Origin of the sequence: Mesorhizobium sp. LNHC229A00 (assembly GCF_000502415.1) — a bacterium.
Lineage (GTDB): Bacteria > Pseudomonadota > Alphaproteobacteria > Rhizobiales > Rhizobiaceae > Mesorhizobium.
Genome location: NZ_AYWQ01000017.1, coordinates 1 through 15,371 on the forward strand (window position 1 = coordinate 1; position 15,371 = coordinate 15,371).

Annotated in this window: 13 protein-coding genes and 2 pseudogenes; 7 read left to right on the plus strand and 8 right to left on the minus strand. The window is 60.8% G+C overall.

Annotated features, from left to right (window positions below; translation table 11 throughout):
• Positions 1–66 precede the first annotated feature (66 nt).
• Positions 67–1,256 (plus strand): IS3 family transposase gene (locus tag X742_RS145185; protein WP_156939434.1). Its coding sequence is split into 2 segments (ribosomal slippage): positions 67–319 and positions 319–1,256, totalling 1,191 coding nucleotides; the frame shifts between segments, so codons are not numbered across the junction.
• Between the two features lie 388 nt (positions 1,257–1,644).
• Here the strand turns inward: X742_RS145185 and X742_RS1000000174225 are convergent.
• Together X742_RS1000000174225 and X742_RS01000000170575 are read right to left on the minus strand one after the other, a co-directional pair.
• Complete coding sequence (locus tag X742_RS1000000174225) at positions 1,645–2,109, minus strand: hypothetical protein (protein ID WP_156939435.1); 465 nt, start codon at positions 2,107–2,109, stop codon at positions 1,645–1,647.
• 1,181 nt (positions 2,110–3,290) lie between these two features.
• Positions 3,291–4,393, minus strand: a pseudogene (locus X742_RS01000000170575) (IS110 family transposase).
• 162 nt (positions 4,394–4,555) lie between these two features.
• Between X742_RS01000000170575 and X742_RS1000000172995 the strand changes: the two are divergent.
• A pseudogene (locus X742_RS1000000172995) lies at positions 4,556–4,711 on the plus strand (IS630 family transposase); the annotation flags it as partial.
• Positions 4,712–4,929: 218 nt separating this feature from the next.
• Here X742_RS1000000172995 and X742_RS145170 read toward each other — a convergent pair.
• A complete protein-coding gene (locus X742_RS145170) occupies positions 4,930–5,385 on the minus strand; it encodes a VOC family protein (protein ID WP_023774369.1) in 456 nt (151 codons plus the stop codon).
• Between the two features lie 489 nt (positions 5,386–5,874).
• On the opposite strand from X742_RS145170, the gene X742_RS145165 reads away from it, so the two are divergent.
• The 3 genes from X742_RS145165 to X742_RS05275 all read left to right on the plus strand — a co-directional run bounded on the left by X742_RS145165 (position 5,875) and on the right by X742_RS05275 (position 7,900).
• A complete protein-coding gene (locus X742_RS145165; RefSeq protein ID WP_023774370.1) occupies positions 5,875–6,858 on the plus strand; it encodes an oxidoreductase in 984 nt (327 codons plus the stop codon).
• Between the two features lie 335 nt (positions 6,859–7,193).
• Positions 7,194–7,328 carry a hypothetical protein gene (locus X742_RS1000000176620; protein ID WP_023774371.1) on the plus strand — a complete coding sequence of 45 codons (135 nt, stop codon included), beginning with the start codon at positions 7,194–7,196 and terminating at the stop codon, positions 7,326–7,328.
• A 62-nt stretch (positions 7,329–7,390) separates the two neighbouring features.
• On the plus strand, positions 7,391–7,900 hold the full coding sequence (locus X742_RS05275; protein ID WP_245275610.1) for a hypothetical protein: 510 nt from the start codon (positions 7,391–7,393) through the stop codon (positions 7,898–7,900).
• A 168-nt stretch (positions 7,901–8,068) separates the two neighbouring features.
• On the opposite strand, the gene X742_RS145160 is transcribed toward X742_RS05275, so the two are convergent.
• The 5 genes from X742_RS145160 to X742_RS145140 form a co-directional block, all read right to left on the minus strand.
• A complete protein-coding gene (locus tag X742_RS145160; protein WP_023774373.1) occupies positions 8,069–8,959 on the minus strand; it encodes an alpha/beta hydrolase in 891 nt (296 codons plus the stop codon).
• Between the two features lie 44 nt (positions 8,960–9,003).
• Positions 9,004–9,240: a 4-oxalocrotonate tautomerase family protein gene (locus tag X742_RS145155; RefSeq protein ID WP_031248336.1), complete on the minus strand. Its 237-nt coding sequence runs from the start codon at positions 9,238–9,240 to the stop codon at positions 9,004–9,006.
• A gap of 24 nt (positions 9,241–9,264) precedes the next feature.
• Positions 9,265–9,975: an SDR family oxidoreductase gene (locus tag X742_RS145150; RefSeq protein WP_023774375.1), complete on the minus strand. Its 711-nt coding sequence runs from the start codon at positions 9,973–9,975 to the stop codon at positions 9,265–9,267.
• Positions 9,976–10,373: 398 nt separating this feature from the next.
• Positions 10,374–10,772, minus strand: a complete 399-nt coding sequence (locus X742_RS1000000175955) for a hypothetical protein (protein ID WP_031248338.1) — start codon at positions 10,770–10,772, stop codon at positions 10,374–10,376.
• A gap of 471 nt (positions 10,773–11,243) precedes the next feature.
• Complete coding sequence (locus tag X742_RS145140) at positions 11,244–11,759, minus strand: DNA starvation/stationary phase protection protein (RefSeq protein WP_031248339.1); 516 nt, start codon at positions 11,757–11,759, stop codon at positions 11,244–11,246.
• Between the two features lie 596 nt (positions 11,760–12,355).
• Between X742_RS145140 and X742_RS145135 the strand changes: the two genes are divergently transcribed.
• On the plus strand, positions 12,356–14,263 hold the full coding sequence (locus X742_RS145135) for an ABC transporter ATP-binding protein/permease (protein WP_023774378.1): 1,908 nt from the start codon (positions 12,356–12,358) through the stop codon (positions 14,261–14,263).
• 257 nt (positions 14,264–14,520) lie between these two features.
• A complete protein-coding gene (locus tag X742_RS145130; protein ID WP_023774379.1) occupies positions 14,521–15,360 on the plus strand; it encodes an enoyl-CoA hydratase/isomerase family protein in 840 nt (279 codons plus the stop codon).
• Positions 15,361–15,371 lie beyond the last annotated feature (11 nt).

Sequence of the window (15,371 nt, forward strand, 5' to 3'; positions counted from 1 at the left end):
TGACCTGCCCCTAAGAATTTCCTCCATCTGAGATTAGAGTCCGGCCCTTGATCGAAGGACGGACTGATGAAGAGAAAGCGGTTCACAGAAGAGCAGATCATTGCGGTTCTGCGCGAGCATGAGGCGGGTGTAAAGGCGGGCGATCTGGCCCGCAAGCACGGGGTCTCGGAGGCGACGCTGTATAATTGGAAGGCGAAGTATGGCGGGATGGACGTGTCCGACGCCAAGCGGCTGAAGGCGCTGGAAGACGAGAACGCCAAGCTGAAGAAGCTGCTCGCCGATCAGATGCTGGAAGCCTCGGCGCTGCGTGAGCTTCTGTCAAAAAAATGGTAGGGCCCGCCGCCAAGCGCGAAGCCGTCGCGCATCTGCAGGCCGTCATGGGTCTGTCGGAGCGTCGGGCCTGTTCCTTTGTGGGCGCCGATCGCAAGATGATCCGCTACCGGTCAAGGCGTCCGCCCGAGACGGAGCTGCGTGGCAGGTTGCGCGACCTCGCCAATGAGCGCCGACGCTTTGGCTACAGGCGGCTGTTCATCCTGCTCAGGCGCGAGGGCGAGGCATCTGGGGTCAACCGCATCTATCGTCTGTACCGCGAGGAGGGCCTGACGGTGCGCAAGCGCCGGGCAAGGCGGCGAGCGGTCGGCACGCGGGCGCCGATCCTGGTCGAGGCAAAGCCGAACGCGCGCTGGTCGCTGGATTTCGTGCATGACCAGTTCGCCTGCGGCCGCAGGTTTCGCGTGCTCAACGTCGTCGACGACGTGACGCGCGAATGCCTGGCGGCGATCCCGGACACCTCGATCTCCGGCCGTCGGGTTGCCCGTGAACTGACGGAACTGATCACCCAGCGCGGCAAGCCACGCATGATCGTCTCCGATCACGGCACCGAGTTCACCTCGAACGCCATCCTCGCCTGGTCGAAGGATTACAGGATCGAATGGCACTACATCGCGCCGGGCAAGCCGATGCAGAACGGCTATGTCGAGAGTTTCAACGGCCGGATGCGCGATGAGCTGTTGAACGAGAGCCTGTTCTTCGGTCTCGACCACGCCCGAAGCGCCATCGCCGAATGGAGGGAGGACTTCAACACCGCGAGGCCACATTCCTCGCTCGGCTACCAGACCCCGGCAGCCTATGCCCAGGTCATCACCGCAACCGGCTCCGACGCTGTGCTGATGGAAGGCTCCGCGCCTCCGCCGGTTGCTCAACCCGCGCCACAAGGCGTAACAAAAACGGTCGAGGCTCTAATCGCAGCTGGATGACAGTTCAGTAGCAGGTCACATCCACAAACATAGAATAGTGTAGAAGCGCCGATGTTCCGCTCCCGATGAGTGGCGCTGGACGTAGTGTTCCGCCGAGACGGAACGCCCGACGTTGTTCGCCGAAATGAGGAACGCCTTAACGAATGTGAATGCTGCAGCTGGCCAGCTAAGCTAAGCAAATCCTGTGAGATGTGGAGAGCAGGCGAATGCCACTGGAATCCGTGATCGACCAATATGTGAGCAGCCGAAAGGGAAGGGGCCTGTTGTCCACACAGCATGCTCTCATGGCTCTGAAACAGGTCTTTCCGGCACCGTCGGTAGGCGATAGCCATCTCGTCAATATGATCGCGGAGCGAGCCGTCGCTTGTGGCCTAGCGATCCATTTCGATCATTCAGGCGAGATCGCTAAGTAAGGCGACTGCTTTGGCTCCCTGACATCGCGCCGCGATCGCCACGCATCGTGCAAGTTTCCACCCGACGGATCGCTTTGCTCGATTTGGTGGCTAAGGGCGACAGGCGCGATCGCTGTGCCGCGCGCTGCTGAAGCGCGTTCGCGAAAATCAGGGTGATGACAAATGAAAGAATGCAGATTGCTCCCTTTGCCGTGGCAGCGTTCGATCTTCGGATCACGCTTCCAGGCGTCGAGCCATAGTCGGGTCCATGCCTCGCTGATGAGGTGAGCTTTTCCGGTCGAACACGAATTCTCGACCGACTCTTGGTGGCAGACGGCGCCCGCCATGTTCCTGGCCCCCGCGTCAGCATTACCATTTGAAAGGAAGGCGGCATTGTGAGCCAACGGGAACAATTTGCGCGGGCCGAGCTTTGGCGTGGCGTCGTGCAGAGGTGCAAGCATGCTAGTTAACTTGGACCGAGCTTCATCCGTCGCCGAGGTCGCTGAAGCCTTCGTGAATTCCCGCAGGCGGTTCTCCGTCGTGTCGACCCGGGATGCGGTTACCTTTGTCAGGAACGTGGCAGCTTTTTGCGAGCACACGGATGACGAGCTTGCCGAGTTGGCGGCGGCAATTGCGGTCAGGCGTGGTCGATTAGTAGCGTTCGATCTTGATCTCGAAGAGACCAGCTTTGAGATCGTCCGCGCAGCATAGTAGTCGCGCGGCCGCTTCGTGCATGCTGAGATGCACAGCGATAACAAAAAGAAAGATGGGCCGCACCCGGATACGCAAGGACAAAGTCGATCCGCCCACCAGCATGACAGGTCTGCTTTATGAACATATCAGACAATCTCGTTCTTGTGCTGTCAGGGGGTAATGCGCTGGGCCGGAGCGTACGAAGCGCTTGTTGAGAAGGGCCACCAGCCGAAGCACGTCGTCGGCACCTCGATTGGAGCAATTACCGGCGCGATCATCGCCGGCAACCGGCCAGAAGATCGACTGAACCGCCTTCATGCCTTTTGGGCAAAAGCCGAACAGACGACCGTCGGTTCGCAAGCTGGCGTGTGGGTTAACCGTCGTGGCAGCGCTTGGAAAAGTCATTCGCGGCATTGCAGACTATCGTAAGCGGGAGGCCTGGGCTCTTCGGCCCCGAACTGTTTGCCGCGTGGCCGATCTCCGGCCCAGTACGGCGAAAGGTCAGCATTCTCGAGACCTGTGCCACACGCGAGACCCTTTGCGAACTGGTCGACTTCGACCTTCTGAACGAAGCAGACCCACGGTTGACATATTGGCTGTAGACGTCGAGAAAGGCTCGGACGTGGTTTTCGACACGATGCACGAGGCGATCGGTCCTGACTGCCTGCGCGCCAGCGCCGCCATGCCCGTTCTCTTTAACCCGTGTATGGATGGCTCCTGCGGGTCAAGGGTATCGGATCGGGTTTGGTGAACAGGTCGGTTGCGGCCATGTATACGGCGTCTGAATGTGCAACGGGATCGCTGCGCGCCCTGATGAATATCCGCTTGGAGAACAGGTCCCACTCAATCGAGCGCGCTCGAGGCGCTTCGGATTAATCGGGGTGTCCTGGTTCTTCGTCTCCGTTTGTTCGCCATCACCTCACTTTGCCCTGACCATTCCGAGAGCCTGTCAGGCTGACTGCGGCTCGTAACGCGATCCGCCCCTCAGGACGGCGAATATTGTTCGTGCCATGCGATGCGCCAAAGCGACGGCGACGATCTTCGTCTTCTTTCGCATCAGCATGCCCGATAGCCAGTCCGAGCTCGGCTCGCGCTTGAGTCTGCATCTGAGCATGATCTGCGCCATGGCGCCCAGATACAGCAAGCGTCGGATATAACGATTGCCCATCTTCGAGATCCGGCCCACCCTCTGCTTGTCTCCGGTGGAGTGCGGCTTGGGAGTGAGGCCGAGCCAGGCGGCATAGTCCCTTGCGCTGCCGAAATTGTCGACATCCGGNCCCTCTGCTTGCCTCCGGTGGAGTGCGGCTTGGGAGTGAGGCCGAGCCAGGCGGCATAGTCCCTTGCGCTGCCGAAATTGTCGACATCCGGCGTCGTCGCCGCGATGATCGTCGCCGACAGCATCCCCACACCTGGGATTGTGGCTAGACGCTGGCTTGTCTCGCTTTGCGCGTAGGTCTCTTCGAGCTCGTCGGTCAGCCGCTCGATCCGCTTGTCCGTCTCGGCCAACTGATCGAAGAGCAAACTCACAGGCATTCGAGCTACTTCCGGCAGTTGATCCAGTTGATCCTTCAGTCGATTGACGTTCTGCGCGCCCTTCGCCGCGATGACGCCGAACTCCGTCATGTGGGCCCGGATCGCGTTGCCGATCTGCGTGCGCTGGCGAACCAGAAAGTCTCGCGTGCGGTGAAGAACCAGAACCGACGAGCAGGCTTCGCTCTTGATGGCGACAAACCGCATGGAGGGGCGTGTCACGGCTTCACAGATGGCGGCCGCATCCGCAGCATCCGTCTTCCCGCGCTTCACGTAAGGCTTCACATAGGAGGGCGGCATCAGCCGGACGTCGTGCCCCATCTCCAGAAGCCTGCGCCCCCAATCGTGAGANCCTGCGCAAGCCTCCATGCCGATCAGGCATCGTGGACGCTTCTGGAAAAACACCAGCAACTGGCTGCGGCGAAGCTGACGGCGTACGAGAACCCGACCGTTCCCATCGACACCATGGATCTGGAAGACACTCTTTGCGAGGTCGATGCCAACTGTGGCAAGTTCTGACATGGATGGCTCCTTTGCTCGGGACGACAACATCCCAACTATGGCGCAATGCGACGCCGGGAGCAGGAGCCATCCACACCATCAATCGAGAATGCCTTCTCCAAGCTGAAGTCGATNAACTATGGCGCAATGCGACGCCGGGAGCAGGAGCCATCCACACCATCAATCGAGAATGCCTTCTCCAAGCTGAAGTCGATCCTCAGGAAAGCCGCCGCACGCAACATCCCCGAGCTTTGGGACGCAATCCGCGACGCCTTGCCACGCTTCACCGCCGAGGAGTGCTCAAACTACTTCTGCGCCGCAGGATACGAGCCTGAGTGATCAGATTCTGCTCTANTTGGGACGCAATCCGCGACGCCTTGCCACGCTTCACCGCCGAGGAGTGCTCAAACTACTTCTGCGCCGCAGGATACGAGCCTGAATGATCAGATTCTGCTCTAGCACAGGAGAATTGCGATCTCGCTACCGCTCTGCTCACTCGCGATCGATGGGCTGACTATACTGCTGCGGATCAGAGCTGACTATGCGTCCTTCCGGGGTTAACCGTAATCCACCTCCGGCTTACTCTGACCCACTTCGATGATATAGCCGTCTGGATCGCGAATGTAGCACCGCGTCTCGCCGTACTTTTCCATCGGCTCGGTGATGAATTTAGCGCCCCGCGCTCGCCACTGTTCATAGCAGCCGTGGATGTCGGCAACGCGGATATTCATGAAGCTACTGAGTGAATCGGGATCCGGTGGCACGCCGAGTGTTACCGACGGTTTGTCAGGTGTGGGACCGCCTCCGATGTTGACGATGAGCCACGTGTTGGCCAACTGAATGTATCCCGGCGCGCCACTGCTGTCGCCAAGGCTCAGGATGTGACCGCCGAAGACCATCTCATAGAATCGCGCCGAGCGTTCTATGTTGGCGACCGTCAGAAAGTGCGCGACGATAAACCCGTGCCGCGGGGGCATTGCGTAGATTTCATCCTCAACTTGTACTTGGACCACCCGCGACTCCTATCGAGACAGGTTTTTGAAATCTTCGCGCACCGCCTTGGCACGCGCTGACAAGTTCAATATGGCCCGCGCCGACACGGGCTTTAAGCTGGCCTTTGGTATCGATCCATCTAGCGGTCGGCGAAGGTTACGCCCGCCGCGCCGAGAACCTGCCTTTCGACAGGGTTCCCGCACCGCGCATGGGACGAGATGGGGAAGTTGTGCCAGGGGCCTTGGCTTTTCACGGGGCCCCTTTAATCGTCACCAAGGCATCGTCGACACTATCGTCCTATGGCATCAGGACCGGATTTCCCGATCAAATGAGCTGGACGTATCTGGACGCCCTGGGGCGGGCGTGATGCCCACCACCAGAGCTAAGGCGGACTCGGAGAGGCGCTACCTCGGTTGCTCCAATCGGAGACCCGAAATGAACGAACTCCTTGCGATGATCATCGATAATCCACCCAATCTTTGGTCCATCAGCCAAATGGAGAACCGGCAATGACCAATAGGCAACATCCCCTTCCTTCGGGCTTCAATTATATGACCACTGCTCTTGAGGTGGTCGACGGTATGGATCTCTCGGGCAAGCAGGCAATCGTCACGGGCGGCGCATCCGGGCTCGGTCTTGAAGCTACCCGTGCGCTCGCAAACGCCGGCGCGGCGGTGGTTGTCGCCGTCCGCGATGTCGATCGTGCAACACCAGCGATCGACAGCCTGTTGAACGTTGAAGCAGCGATGCTGGACTTGGCTGAGCCGAAATCGATCGATGCATTTGCGACGCAGTTTCTTTCGACCGGCCGACCTGTGCATATCCTCATCAACAACGCGGGAGTGATGGCGAATCCGCTTTCCCGCGATAATCGCGGTTATGAATCGCAGTTCGCAATCAATCACCTCGGTCATTTCCAGTTGACGGCAAGAGTGTGGCCCGCACTCCAACGTGCGCAGGGTGCCCGCGTCGTCGCGGTCTCCTCACGCGGACACCGTTTCAGTCCAATGAACTTCGAAGACGTTAACTTTGTGAACCGCCCATACGATCGATGGGTCGCCTACGGCCAATCCAAAACGGCCAATGCGCTTTTCGCAGTCGGTGTCGACGCGCGCGGCAAGGCTGATCGGATCAGGGCGTTCTCGCTGCACCCCGGACGGATCATCGACACGGGTCTCGCACGTCACATGTCGGCGGCCGAGGTCAAGGCCATCCCGGTCGCCGACGCGCAGGGCCGCGCGTTCACCGATCCCGCCGATTTCATCAAGACCCCTGAGCAGGGCGCCGCAACCGAAGTCTGGTGCGCCACCAGCCAGCAGCTAGAAGGATTGGGAGGCCTATATTGCGAGGACTGCGACGTCGCTTCCCTCGTGCCGCCGGAGTCCCAAGGGCTTGGGGTACGCCCTTACGCGGTCGATCCCGGATTGGCCGAACGCCTTATGCAGCTCAGCGAAGAGCTCACTGGAGCGTCCATTCCAGGTCGCGAAAGCTGAACGCACCGCATCCGCCAATCTTCCAGGGCAGGTTTCAAGCCACCAAGATGTTTCCAGCCATACGCGCCGAGAACCTACCCCTCGACCGAGGTCCCGCGCCCGATCGGTGTGAGGAGCCCAAGGTTAATGCCTGACCTTCCCATCGGTTCTTCGGGTCGCCTCTTTGATCGTTACGAAGGTATCGGCGACACCATCGTCCTATGGCCTAAGGACCGGACTTCCCGATTAAGTAAGCTCGTCCATCTGGACGTCTTGCAGAGGGCATGATGCCAATCGCCAGAGCCAAGGCGGGCTTGGAAGGGCGTTAGTCTGGTCACTCCAAGCGGAGATCCGAAATGAACGAGTTGCTCGCGATGATCCTCGATGCTCACGGCGGACCCGAGCGTTGGCGCGCGCATGAAAAGGTTCAGGCTATGATTGTCACGGGCGGCGGTTTCTTCGCGCTTAAGGGCCTTATCCAGGACCCATGACGGTCTGGCTTCATGAAGAACGCTCTTCCGTCCAGCCATATGGAGCGTCGGATCAGAGAACCATGTTTACCCCTGACCGCATCGCGATCGAGAAGCTGGACGGCGCACTCGTCGCTGAGCGCCGCGCGCCGCTGGACTCCTTCGCCGGTCACCAGATGAACACGCCCTGGGACGCGCTGCATCGGGCATACTTTAATGGAGAGGCCCTCTGGACCTATCTGACAACCCCATTCGTGCTCGCCATGGACGGCGTCCGCGTCCACGAAACCGAGTCCTGGCAGGAGGGCGGCGAGACGTGGCGTGTCTTGCGTGCAGAGTTCCCGAGCACTGTAGCTACGCACAGTGCCGTCCAAGACTTCTTCTTCGGCGAGGACCTGATGCTGCGGCGGCACGACTACCAGGTGAATATCGCCGGCGGCTTCGCGGCGGCGCAGCTGATTTCGGATTATTCCGAAGCCAACGGGTTGCGCTTGCCGAGCCGCCGGCTGGCGTACACGCGCGGGCCTGACAGGCGACCGATCCTGGACATGCTCATGGTCTCGATCGACATCAGCGAGACCAGCTTCATCTGAGAAAGTCGAAATCGGCGGGGAGCAGCCGTCAGGCCCAAAGCGCCATGCCGGCCAGTGCTTTAACCTGGCGCCACCTACCGAGCCACGGTGCTGCGTATAGGTTGATGCGATCAGCGGCGGGTCCTTATAGCGGTCATAGCGCCGGGGCCCTTCTCAAGCGCGGTCTTGTCATGTCCCCTGTTCGAACTGACGATCCAGAAAGTCGCGGACCAATCTCACGATGTCGTCGAGTTTTTCATCGAGTGCAAAATGTCCGGCGTCGAGAATGTGGATCTCTGCGCCTGGCACATCGCGGGCATAGGCATAAGCGCCGGCGACGGTGAAGGACGGATCGTAGCGTCCCCACGCCACCAGCATTGGCGGCTGGTGCACACGCAGCCAGGCCTGCCAGACCGGATAGGCGGCGACGTTGCTTTTGTAATCGTAGAACAGATCGGACTGGACGCGGCCCTGCCCCGGGCGCGAGAGCATCGCGGCCTCGTCGGTCCAGCTGTCCGGATTGTATCGCTCTGGTCTGGGGCTGCGGCCGACATGGCGCTGTCGTGCGGCCTCGATCGAGGTGAAAGTGGACATCACTTTTTCCTCGTGTGCGGCGCGGTCCAACCAGAAGGCCTTGCGCGCCTCCCACAACGGTCCGAGGCCTTCTTTATGCGACACGGCATTCTGGATGATGATCGCCCGCACGCGCTCAGGGTGGCGCATCGCCAGCCGCATCCCGATGGGGCCACCATAATCCTGCTGGAGGAGGACGTAACAGTTCAGCCCAAGCGCCTCGACGAATCCCTCTATCACCTCGGCCAGATGCTCGAAGGTGTAAGCGAAACTGTCCGGCGGCGGCGCGTCGCTATGGCCAAAGCCAGGATAGTCGGGCGCAATGAGATGATAGCGGTCGGCGAGCAGCGGCAGCAGCGTATCGTACATGCGCGATGACGACGGAAAACCATGCAACAGCAGGATGGTCGGCGCATCGCGCGGGCCTGCTTCACGGTAGAATAGTACCAACCCGCCGACCTCGACCGTGCGGTACGCCAGAGTTGCCGATGTCGAAGACGAAGCCATGTCAGTCGAAGCTCCAGTATTGCGTTCCGGAGACGCGATGGGGCTCAAACGCCCCTTGCAGCCAACAGCTTGCGGTATTCGCCGACGGGCATCCCGCCCCAACCCCAATTCTCCATCTCGACTTCCTCGAACACGACCCAGGTCCAGTCCAGCGGCTTGCCAAGGACGTCGAGCAGTACTTGGCTCATGCCCTTGTAGATGGCTGCTTTCTGCTCCGCTGTTACATGGTCCACACCGGGCTCGGTGCCTTCGCGCGTGAGTTGAACGGTAACGATAGGCATGAAGGTCTCCATTGACCGGTTGAGTCAGTGGCCAGCGCTCTGACCGCCATCGACATGAAGCGTTTCCCCCGTCACGAACGGGGCGTCCTCCAGGTAGAGAACCGCGCCGACAATGTCGGAAATCTCGCCGAGGCGGCCCATCGGATGCAGGCTCGCCAGCGTCTCGTACGTCTCTGGGGCGTGCATCGGGGTCCTGATCACGCCAGGCGACACCGCATTCACCCGGATTCCACTGCGGGCATACTCGATCGCCAGACTTCGGGTCGCGGCGTCGACACCGCCCTTTGTCAACGAGGCGAGCACCGATGGAACCTTCGAGTTAGCCTGCTTCACCAAGGTGGTGGTGACGTTGACGACATGGCCGCTGCCCTGGCGTTCCATCACGGCGATCACAGCCTGGGTGATGAAGAAAAAACCGGTCAGGTTTGTCGCCACGACACGGGCGTAATCCTCCTCCGAGTAATTCGTGAAACGGCCGGCAAGGAAGATGCCGGCATTGTTTATAAGCGTGTCTATGCGTCCGAAGCGCTGGAGTGTTTCCTCGACCACTTTCGGCCCCGTGGCGGGGTCGCCGATATCACCCGTGATCGCAAGCACGTCCGATCTCTCGGAAGGTTCGACAGAGCGCGAGGTGGCAACGACGCGGTAATTGCGGTCGAGATAGGCCTCTACCAGCGCCGCGCCAATGCCTTGCGATCCCCCGGTGATGACGACCACTTTCTGTTGAGTTTCCATAACAACCTCGATGACACTCAGCTACCAATCTGACCTGCGCCAGGCCCGCCGGTGGTGCAGATTTGCGGTCAATCGGGGCCCTCAACCATTGTCCAATGGTGTCGCGTACACTTTTGTATCGGTGGCTATACAGTGGCCCGTCACACGATATTTATAATCATCGGAGGCCCCAAAGCGACGATCAATATTTGGAGGCGGGTGTTGATCATTGTTCGGCAAGGGCGCACCCGCCCATTCCTCGATACGGCGTTCCTCCCTCTTAAGTATTGCCGACACCTTGGTGCAATGGAACGTTCTGCTGGGGTCTGCTGTTGTCGTCTGGTAACGTCGCGAACGGCATCCCGCGGCGGACGGCGTTACCGGAGGATCTGGCCATGCCGACTGGATTTGCGAATCCATCACTTGCATCGTGCCGACCGGTGGCCTTGCATCTGGCTGAAGAGATCAGCCACCGGGTGATCGACGAATATACTGAAGCGATAGCGATCTTGTCGTCCGCCGCATCGCCAGGGAATGTGGCAGCCGAGCCGGCGTTGAGGCGTGCGGTGGACCGTTTGCAGGCGATGGCGGAGGCGCATCGATGCCTTCTCGTACCGATCGCCGAGGAATTCATCGACCTCGGTCATCATGTCGGGAAGCTGTGTTCCAGCCTGTCGCGGGCGTCCCTCGTTGAACGGGGCATTCGGCTGACCGTTGCGACGGATGAAATCGTGCTCGACGCCGCGCGATGCTGGCGTGTCGGTCTGATCATCTCCGAACTGGTCCGGAACGCGGCGCGCCATGGCCTGAAGGATCAACAGGGTTCCATCCACGTCGCACTGAGCAAGGGTGTTAGCAGCGTCTCGTGCGTTGTTCGCGATGACGGATGCGCGGGCTCTGGCCTCCCCGCGGGAGCTGGACGACGGTTGATACGCGCGCTGACCGCAGAACTTGGCGGCACGCTGGAATGGAGATCTACCCCGCGCGGATCGGTTGCGGGTGTGTGCTTCCCCCTGGTCGCCACTTCGCTTGCGCACTCTGGAACTGGCTAGCAACGCGGTCCGAGTCGTTGGTTCGATCCTTCATCCGACCCGATGAGTTGGGTCCGATGCCGAGTTTGACAGTCGACGTGGATTGATGCACCCGGCCGTCGCGTCAGCGTGCCGGTCTAATGCGAGCGCGTTGCGGTTCAGTTGGAGGGGGCGCATCAACACCGAAGGCGCGATTCTCGCCCGTGCTTGTCACAGGGGCGTACGGCCTCTCGTCGGCCGCCTGCCACGCTTTTCCGCTCAGACGCGGCAAATCTCGTAGAGAAACCAACTGCGCCGTTCGCTTTCGTCAATCCACACTTCGACGAGGCTCGCAGTGCCAATATCCGAATAGCTATCGCACAGCTCATGGACGCGACGCAGTTCGGCAACCAACTGCTTATTGTCGCCGTGAAGCTCGGCGAGCATGTCCTGCGGGTCAACATAGTCGGCATTGTTGTCAAGGATGCGCTGGCGTCCCGCAATATCGGAGATCGAACGGATCGTGGTGCCGCCGATCTTGCGCGCGCGCTCGGCGATCGTGTCGGTCATCGCGAAAATCTGATCGGCATGCTCGTCGAGCAGGAGGTGATAGTCCCGGAAATTTGGGCCACTCATGTGCCAATGAAAATTCTTGGTCTTGAGATACAGGGCGAAGACGTCGGCGAGCAGGCCGGCGAGGCCGGCAGCAATGTCACGGGTAGCGTCGGAACCCAGATCTGTCGGAGTGCGGAGGAAGCGATCCGAACCGATTGTCTTGCTCAATTGCTGCGTCATGATCCACATCTCTCTACAGGCCGCGCGTTGGCGTTTCTTTCGACATGTCACAATACGAATTGCCGGTTCCGATCCAATCAGACGAAGGTATAGGCGCGCTCGCATGGTTAGATCGCACCTTAATCAGTCCTCACAAGCGAATTGACGCAAAGCCGGATTTGATCGCGATCACATTGGGAAGACGGCGCTCAACTTGTCACCGACACCAAGGTTCTATGGACCGTGTTGGGCAGAAGGGGCATCGTGCACGCATCGCTGAAGCGGCCGGTTCGGTGACTGTGGGCGATCTTTTCCAACGTTATCGCCTTGGAGGCGCAGAAACGCCTCCACGAGGGCATGCCGGTGGGTGCAGCGCCTTTCGCGGCGACTTCGTGCCGATGCTGTTACCGCGTGGTGCGATGCGGCTCGAGCGCCGAGCCAGCGGCGGAGGCGCAGCGACATCGTCTCGCCAGGTGAGAGCTGGGTGATCAAGCTGAAAACCTGCCTCGCCTGGAATTCGCCCGACGTGTCCATCGTACTGGGATAGCGGACTGGTCAGAGAACGGTCAAGTCTCCTCAACCAGTTCAGCATCGCACGTGAACGCAAGGATCCCTGTATGGCTGACCAATTGGACAATCCGGCCGCCGCTCAGCCGGTCACCGTGGTGGTCGAAGCCAGCAGCCTGCGCGATCAGGTGGCGACGATCAGGCGAGCGCTGGTGGGATCGCCGGTTCGCAAGTGGTTGCTGTGGACATCGGTTGGTATCATGGCCGTCATCATCACGACGTCGATCGGCCAGGTCCGGCTCAACAGCTGGAACCAGCCCTTCTACGATGCACTGGCGCGCCGCGACATGGCGGCCTTCCTGCATCAGCTTCTCGTCTTTGCGATGATCGCCGGCGGGCTGCTGGTGCTCAATATCGGCCAGACCTGGCTCAACCAGATGATCCGGCTGAAGCTGCGCCAGGCGCTGACGTTGGACCTGATCGACCAGTGGCTGCGCCCGGCGCGCGCCTTCCGGCTGGCCAATGCCGGCGCCATCGGCGTCAATCCTGATCAGCGCATGCAGCAGGATGCCGCGCATCTGTCCGACCTGTCGACCGACCTTGGCGTCGGGTTGCTGCAGTCTTGCATCCTGCTAGCGTCCTTCGTCGGTGTGTTGTGGCAACTATCTTCGGGCTTCGTGTTTCATATCGGCGGTACTTTCCTGGCCATACCTGGCTACATGGTCTGGGCCGCCATCCTTTATGCCGGCATCGCCTCATGGCTGAGCTGGCTGGTCGGTCGACCGCTGATCAGCCTCAACAGCGACCGCTATACGCGCGAAGCGGAGCTGCGCTCCTCGATGGTGCGCGTCAACGAGAATGTCGATGCCATNAACAGCGACCGCTATACGCGCGAAGCGGAGCTGCGCTCCTCGATGGTGCGCGTCAACGAGAATGTCGATGCCATTGCGCTGTATCATGGCGAGGCCGACGCAAGGCGTCGGCTCGAGCTCGATCTCGGCACGCTGCTGGGCGCCCTGCGGCGCATATACACCGCGCAGATCAACCTGTCCTGGGTAACCGACACCTATGGCTGGATCACCGTCGTAGTGCCGATCCTGGTCGCCTCACCGGTCTATTTCTCAGGCGATATCTCATTTGGCGGGCTGATGATGGCGGTCGGCGCCTTCAACCAGGTCCACTCTTCGTTGCGCTGGTTCATCGACAACATCGGCAGCATCGCCGACTGGCGCGCCACGTTGATGCGCGTTGCCGATTTCCGCATTGCACTCGATGAAACAGATGTGCTGCACGACAAGGAAAGGCGCATCGAGTTCGGCGACAACGCCAATGGCAGCCTGACTTTCGAGAAGCTGGAAGTGGCCTCGCCGGAGGGCTGCACAAAACTCTCCGACCGGCATGTCGAAATCCGCCCCGGCGAACGTGTCATGATCACCGGCGAGCCGGGCGCCAGCAAGACGCTGTTTTTCCGCGCGATTTCCGGGCTTTGGCCCTGGGGCAGCGGAAAGATCGGCCTGCCGGAGGGCGAAACCCTCATCTTCGTGCCGCGCGTGCCGTATTTGCCAGCCGGCACGTTGCGCGACGTGCTCAATCACGCGAACAGGCATGCTCCCGCGAGTGACGCCGACATTGTGTCGGTGCTCGCCGAGGTCGGTCTTGAACGGCTGTCGTCGTCGCTCGACTGCGTCGGGCGGTGGGACCATAAATTGGGCGATGACGAACAGCGCTTGCTAGGCGTGGCCAGGCTCGCCTTGCGACAGCCGAAATGGGTGATAATCGACGAGGCCATGGACACTTTCGACGGCCCCGCGCTGCGCCGCGTGCTGGCGATGCTGGAAAAGCATCTGAAGGGAGCCGCGATCATCAATATCGGGCGCGGCGAGCACAACACCCAGTTCTTCCCGCGCGGCCTGACGATCGTGAAGGATCCGGGCGCGCCGGCGCTGAAACCAGCCCGTGTCAGGGCCGGCGCCATCGATCCGCCGCCGGCTGCCGCGCTTAGCAACCGATATTCATAATAGTGCCGGGCGGCGCCAGCGCTTGCTCGAGGCAGCGCGCTTATCCCGGGCTAAGGCCTGTTACAGCAGAACTTCGCAAAGCGATTAGGGGCGGCACGGCCGCTGCTTGGGACGGGTCAGTAGCCCGTTTGAATCACCATCGGCCCTGCCCTGCCAGACCGACACTATGGTCCTGGCGATACGTTGGTCCAATCGCAGGCCAGAAGGCAATGCCTCATCTTCGAGGCACTGAGCATGTAACATCGAAGGAGGGTCCAGTGGACGCCAAGACAATCACTTCGCAAATTCGCCTGACACGCCGGACGCCTGCCTATTGGCGAGTCACCTTCGACAACGCGCCTCTCAATGTCATGGGTCCACAGATGGTCCAAGAATTCACACATCTGATCGACGCCATCGAAGATGACGACGACGTTCGGGTCGTAGTGTTCGACAGCAGCGTCGACGGCTACTTCCTCAACCACTCAGACTTCAAGGCGCGGATCGAGGATATGCTCGCGCTGCCGCCCGGGCGGACGGGCCTGCCGCCCTGGCCGGATTTTCTTGTACGGCTGACGCGCGCGCCGGTCGCCTCGATCGCCCTTATCCGGGGTCGCGCTACGGGCAACGGGAGCGAGATCACCCTGTCCTGCGACATGGCTTTCGCTAGCAAGGAAAAGGCCATCATTTCCCAGTGGGAAGTTGGCGTGGGTATGGTTGCCGGCGGTGGACCGATGGCCCGCCTGCCCCACCTCATCGGCCGCAATCGAGCCATGGAGGTTTTGTTGAGCTCTGAGGACATCCGTGGCGAACAGGCCGAGGCGTATGGATACGTGAACAAGGCCCTGCCCGACGCAGAGCTCGACGCGTATGTCGACGCGCTCGCCACGCGGATCTCCAGGTTCGACAAATGGGCGATCGCGCAGACCAAGCGCTTGGTCAACACCAGCCTGACGCCGGACGTCGAGCTGGGCGCCGGTTGGGAAGCCTGCATAGCTTCGCTGAGCCGGCCCGCCGCCCAGGAGGGGATCAAAGCGCTGACCGCCAAGGGCTTCCAAGCGCCGGGAGATGTCGAGAACCGGCTGGCTTTCCACCTGGGCGAGTTGCCACCGCGATAGACCGCTGTCGA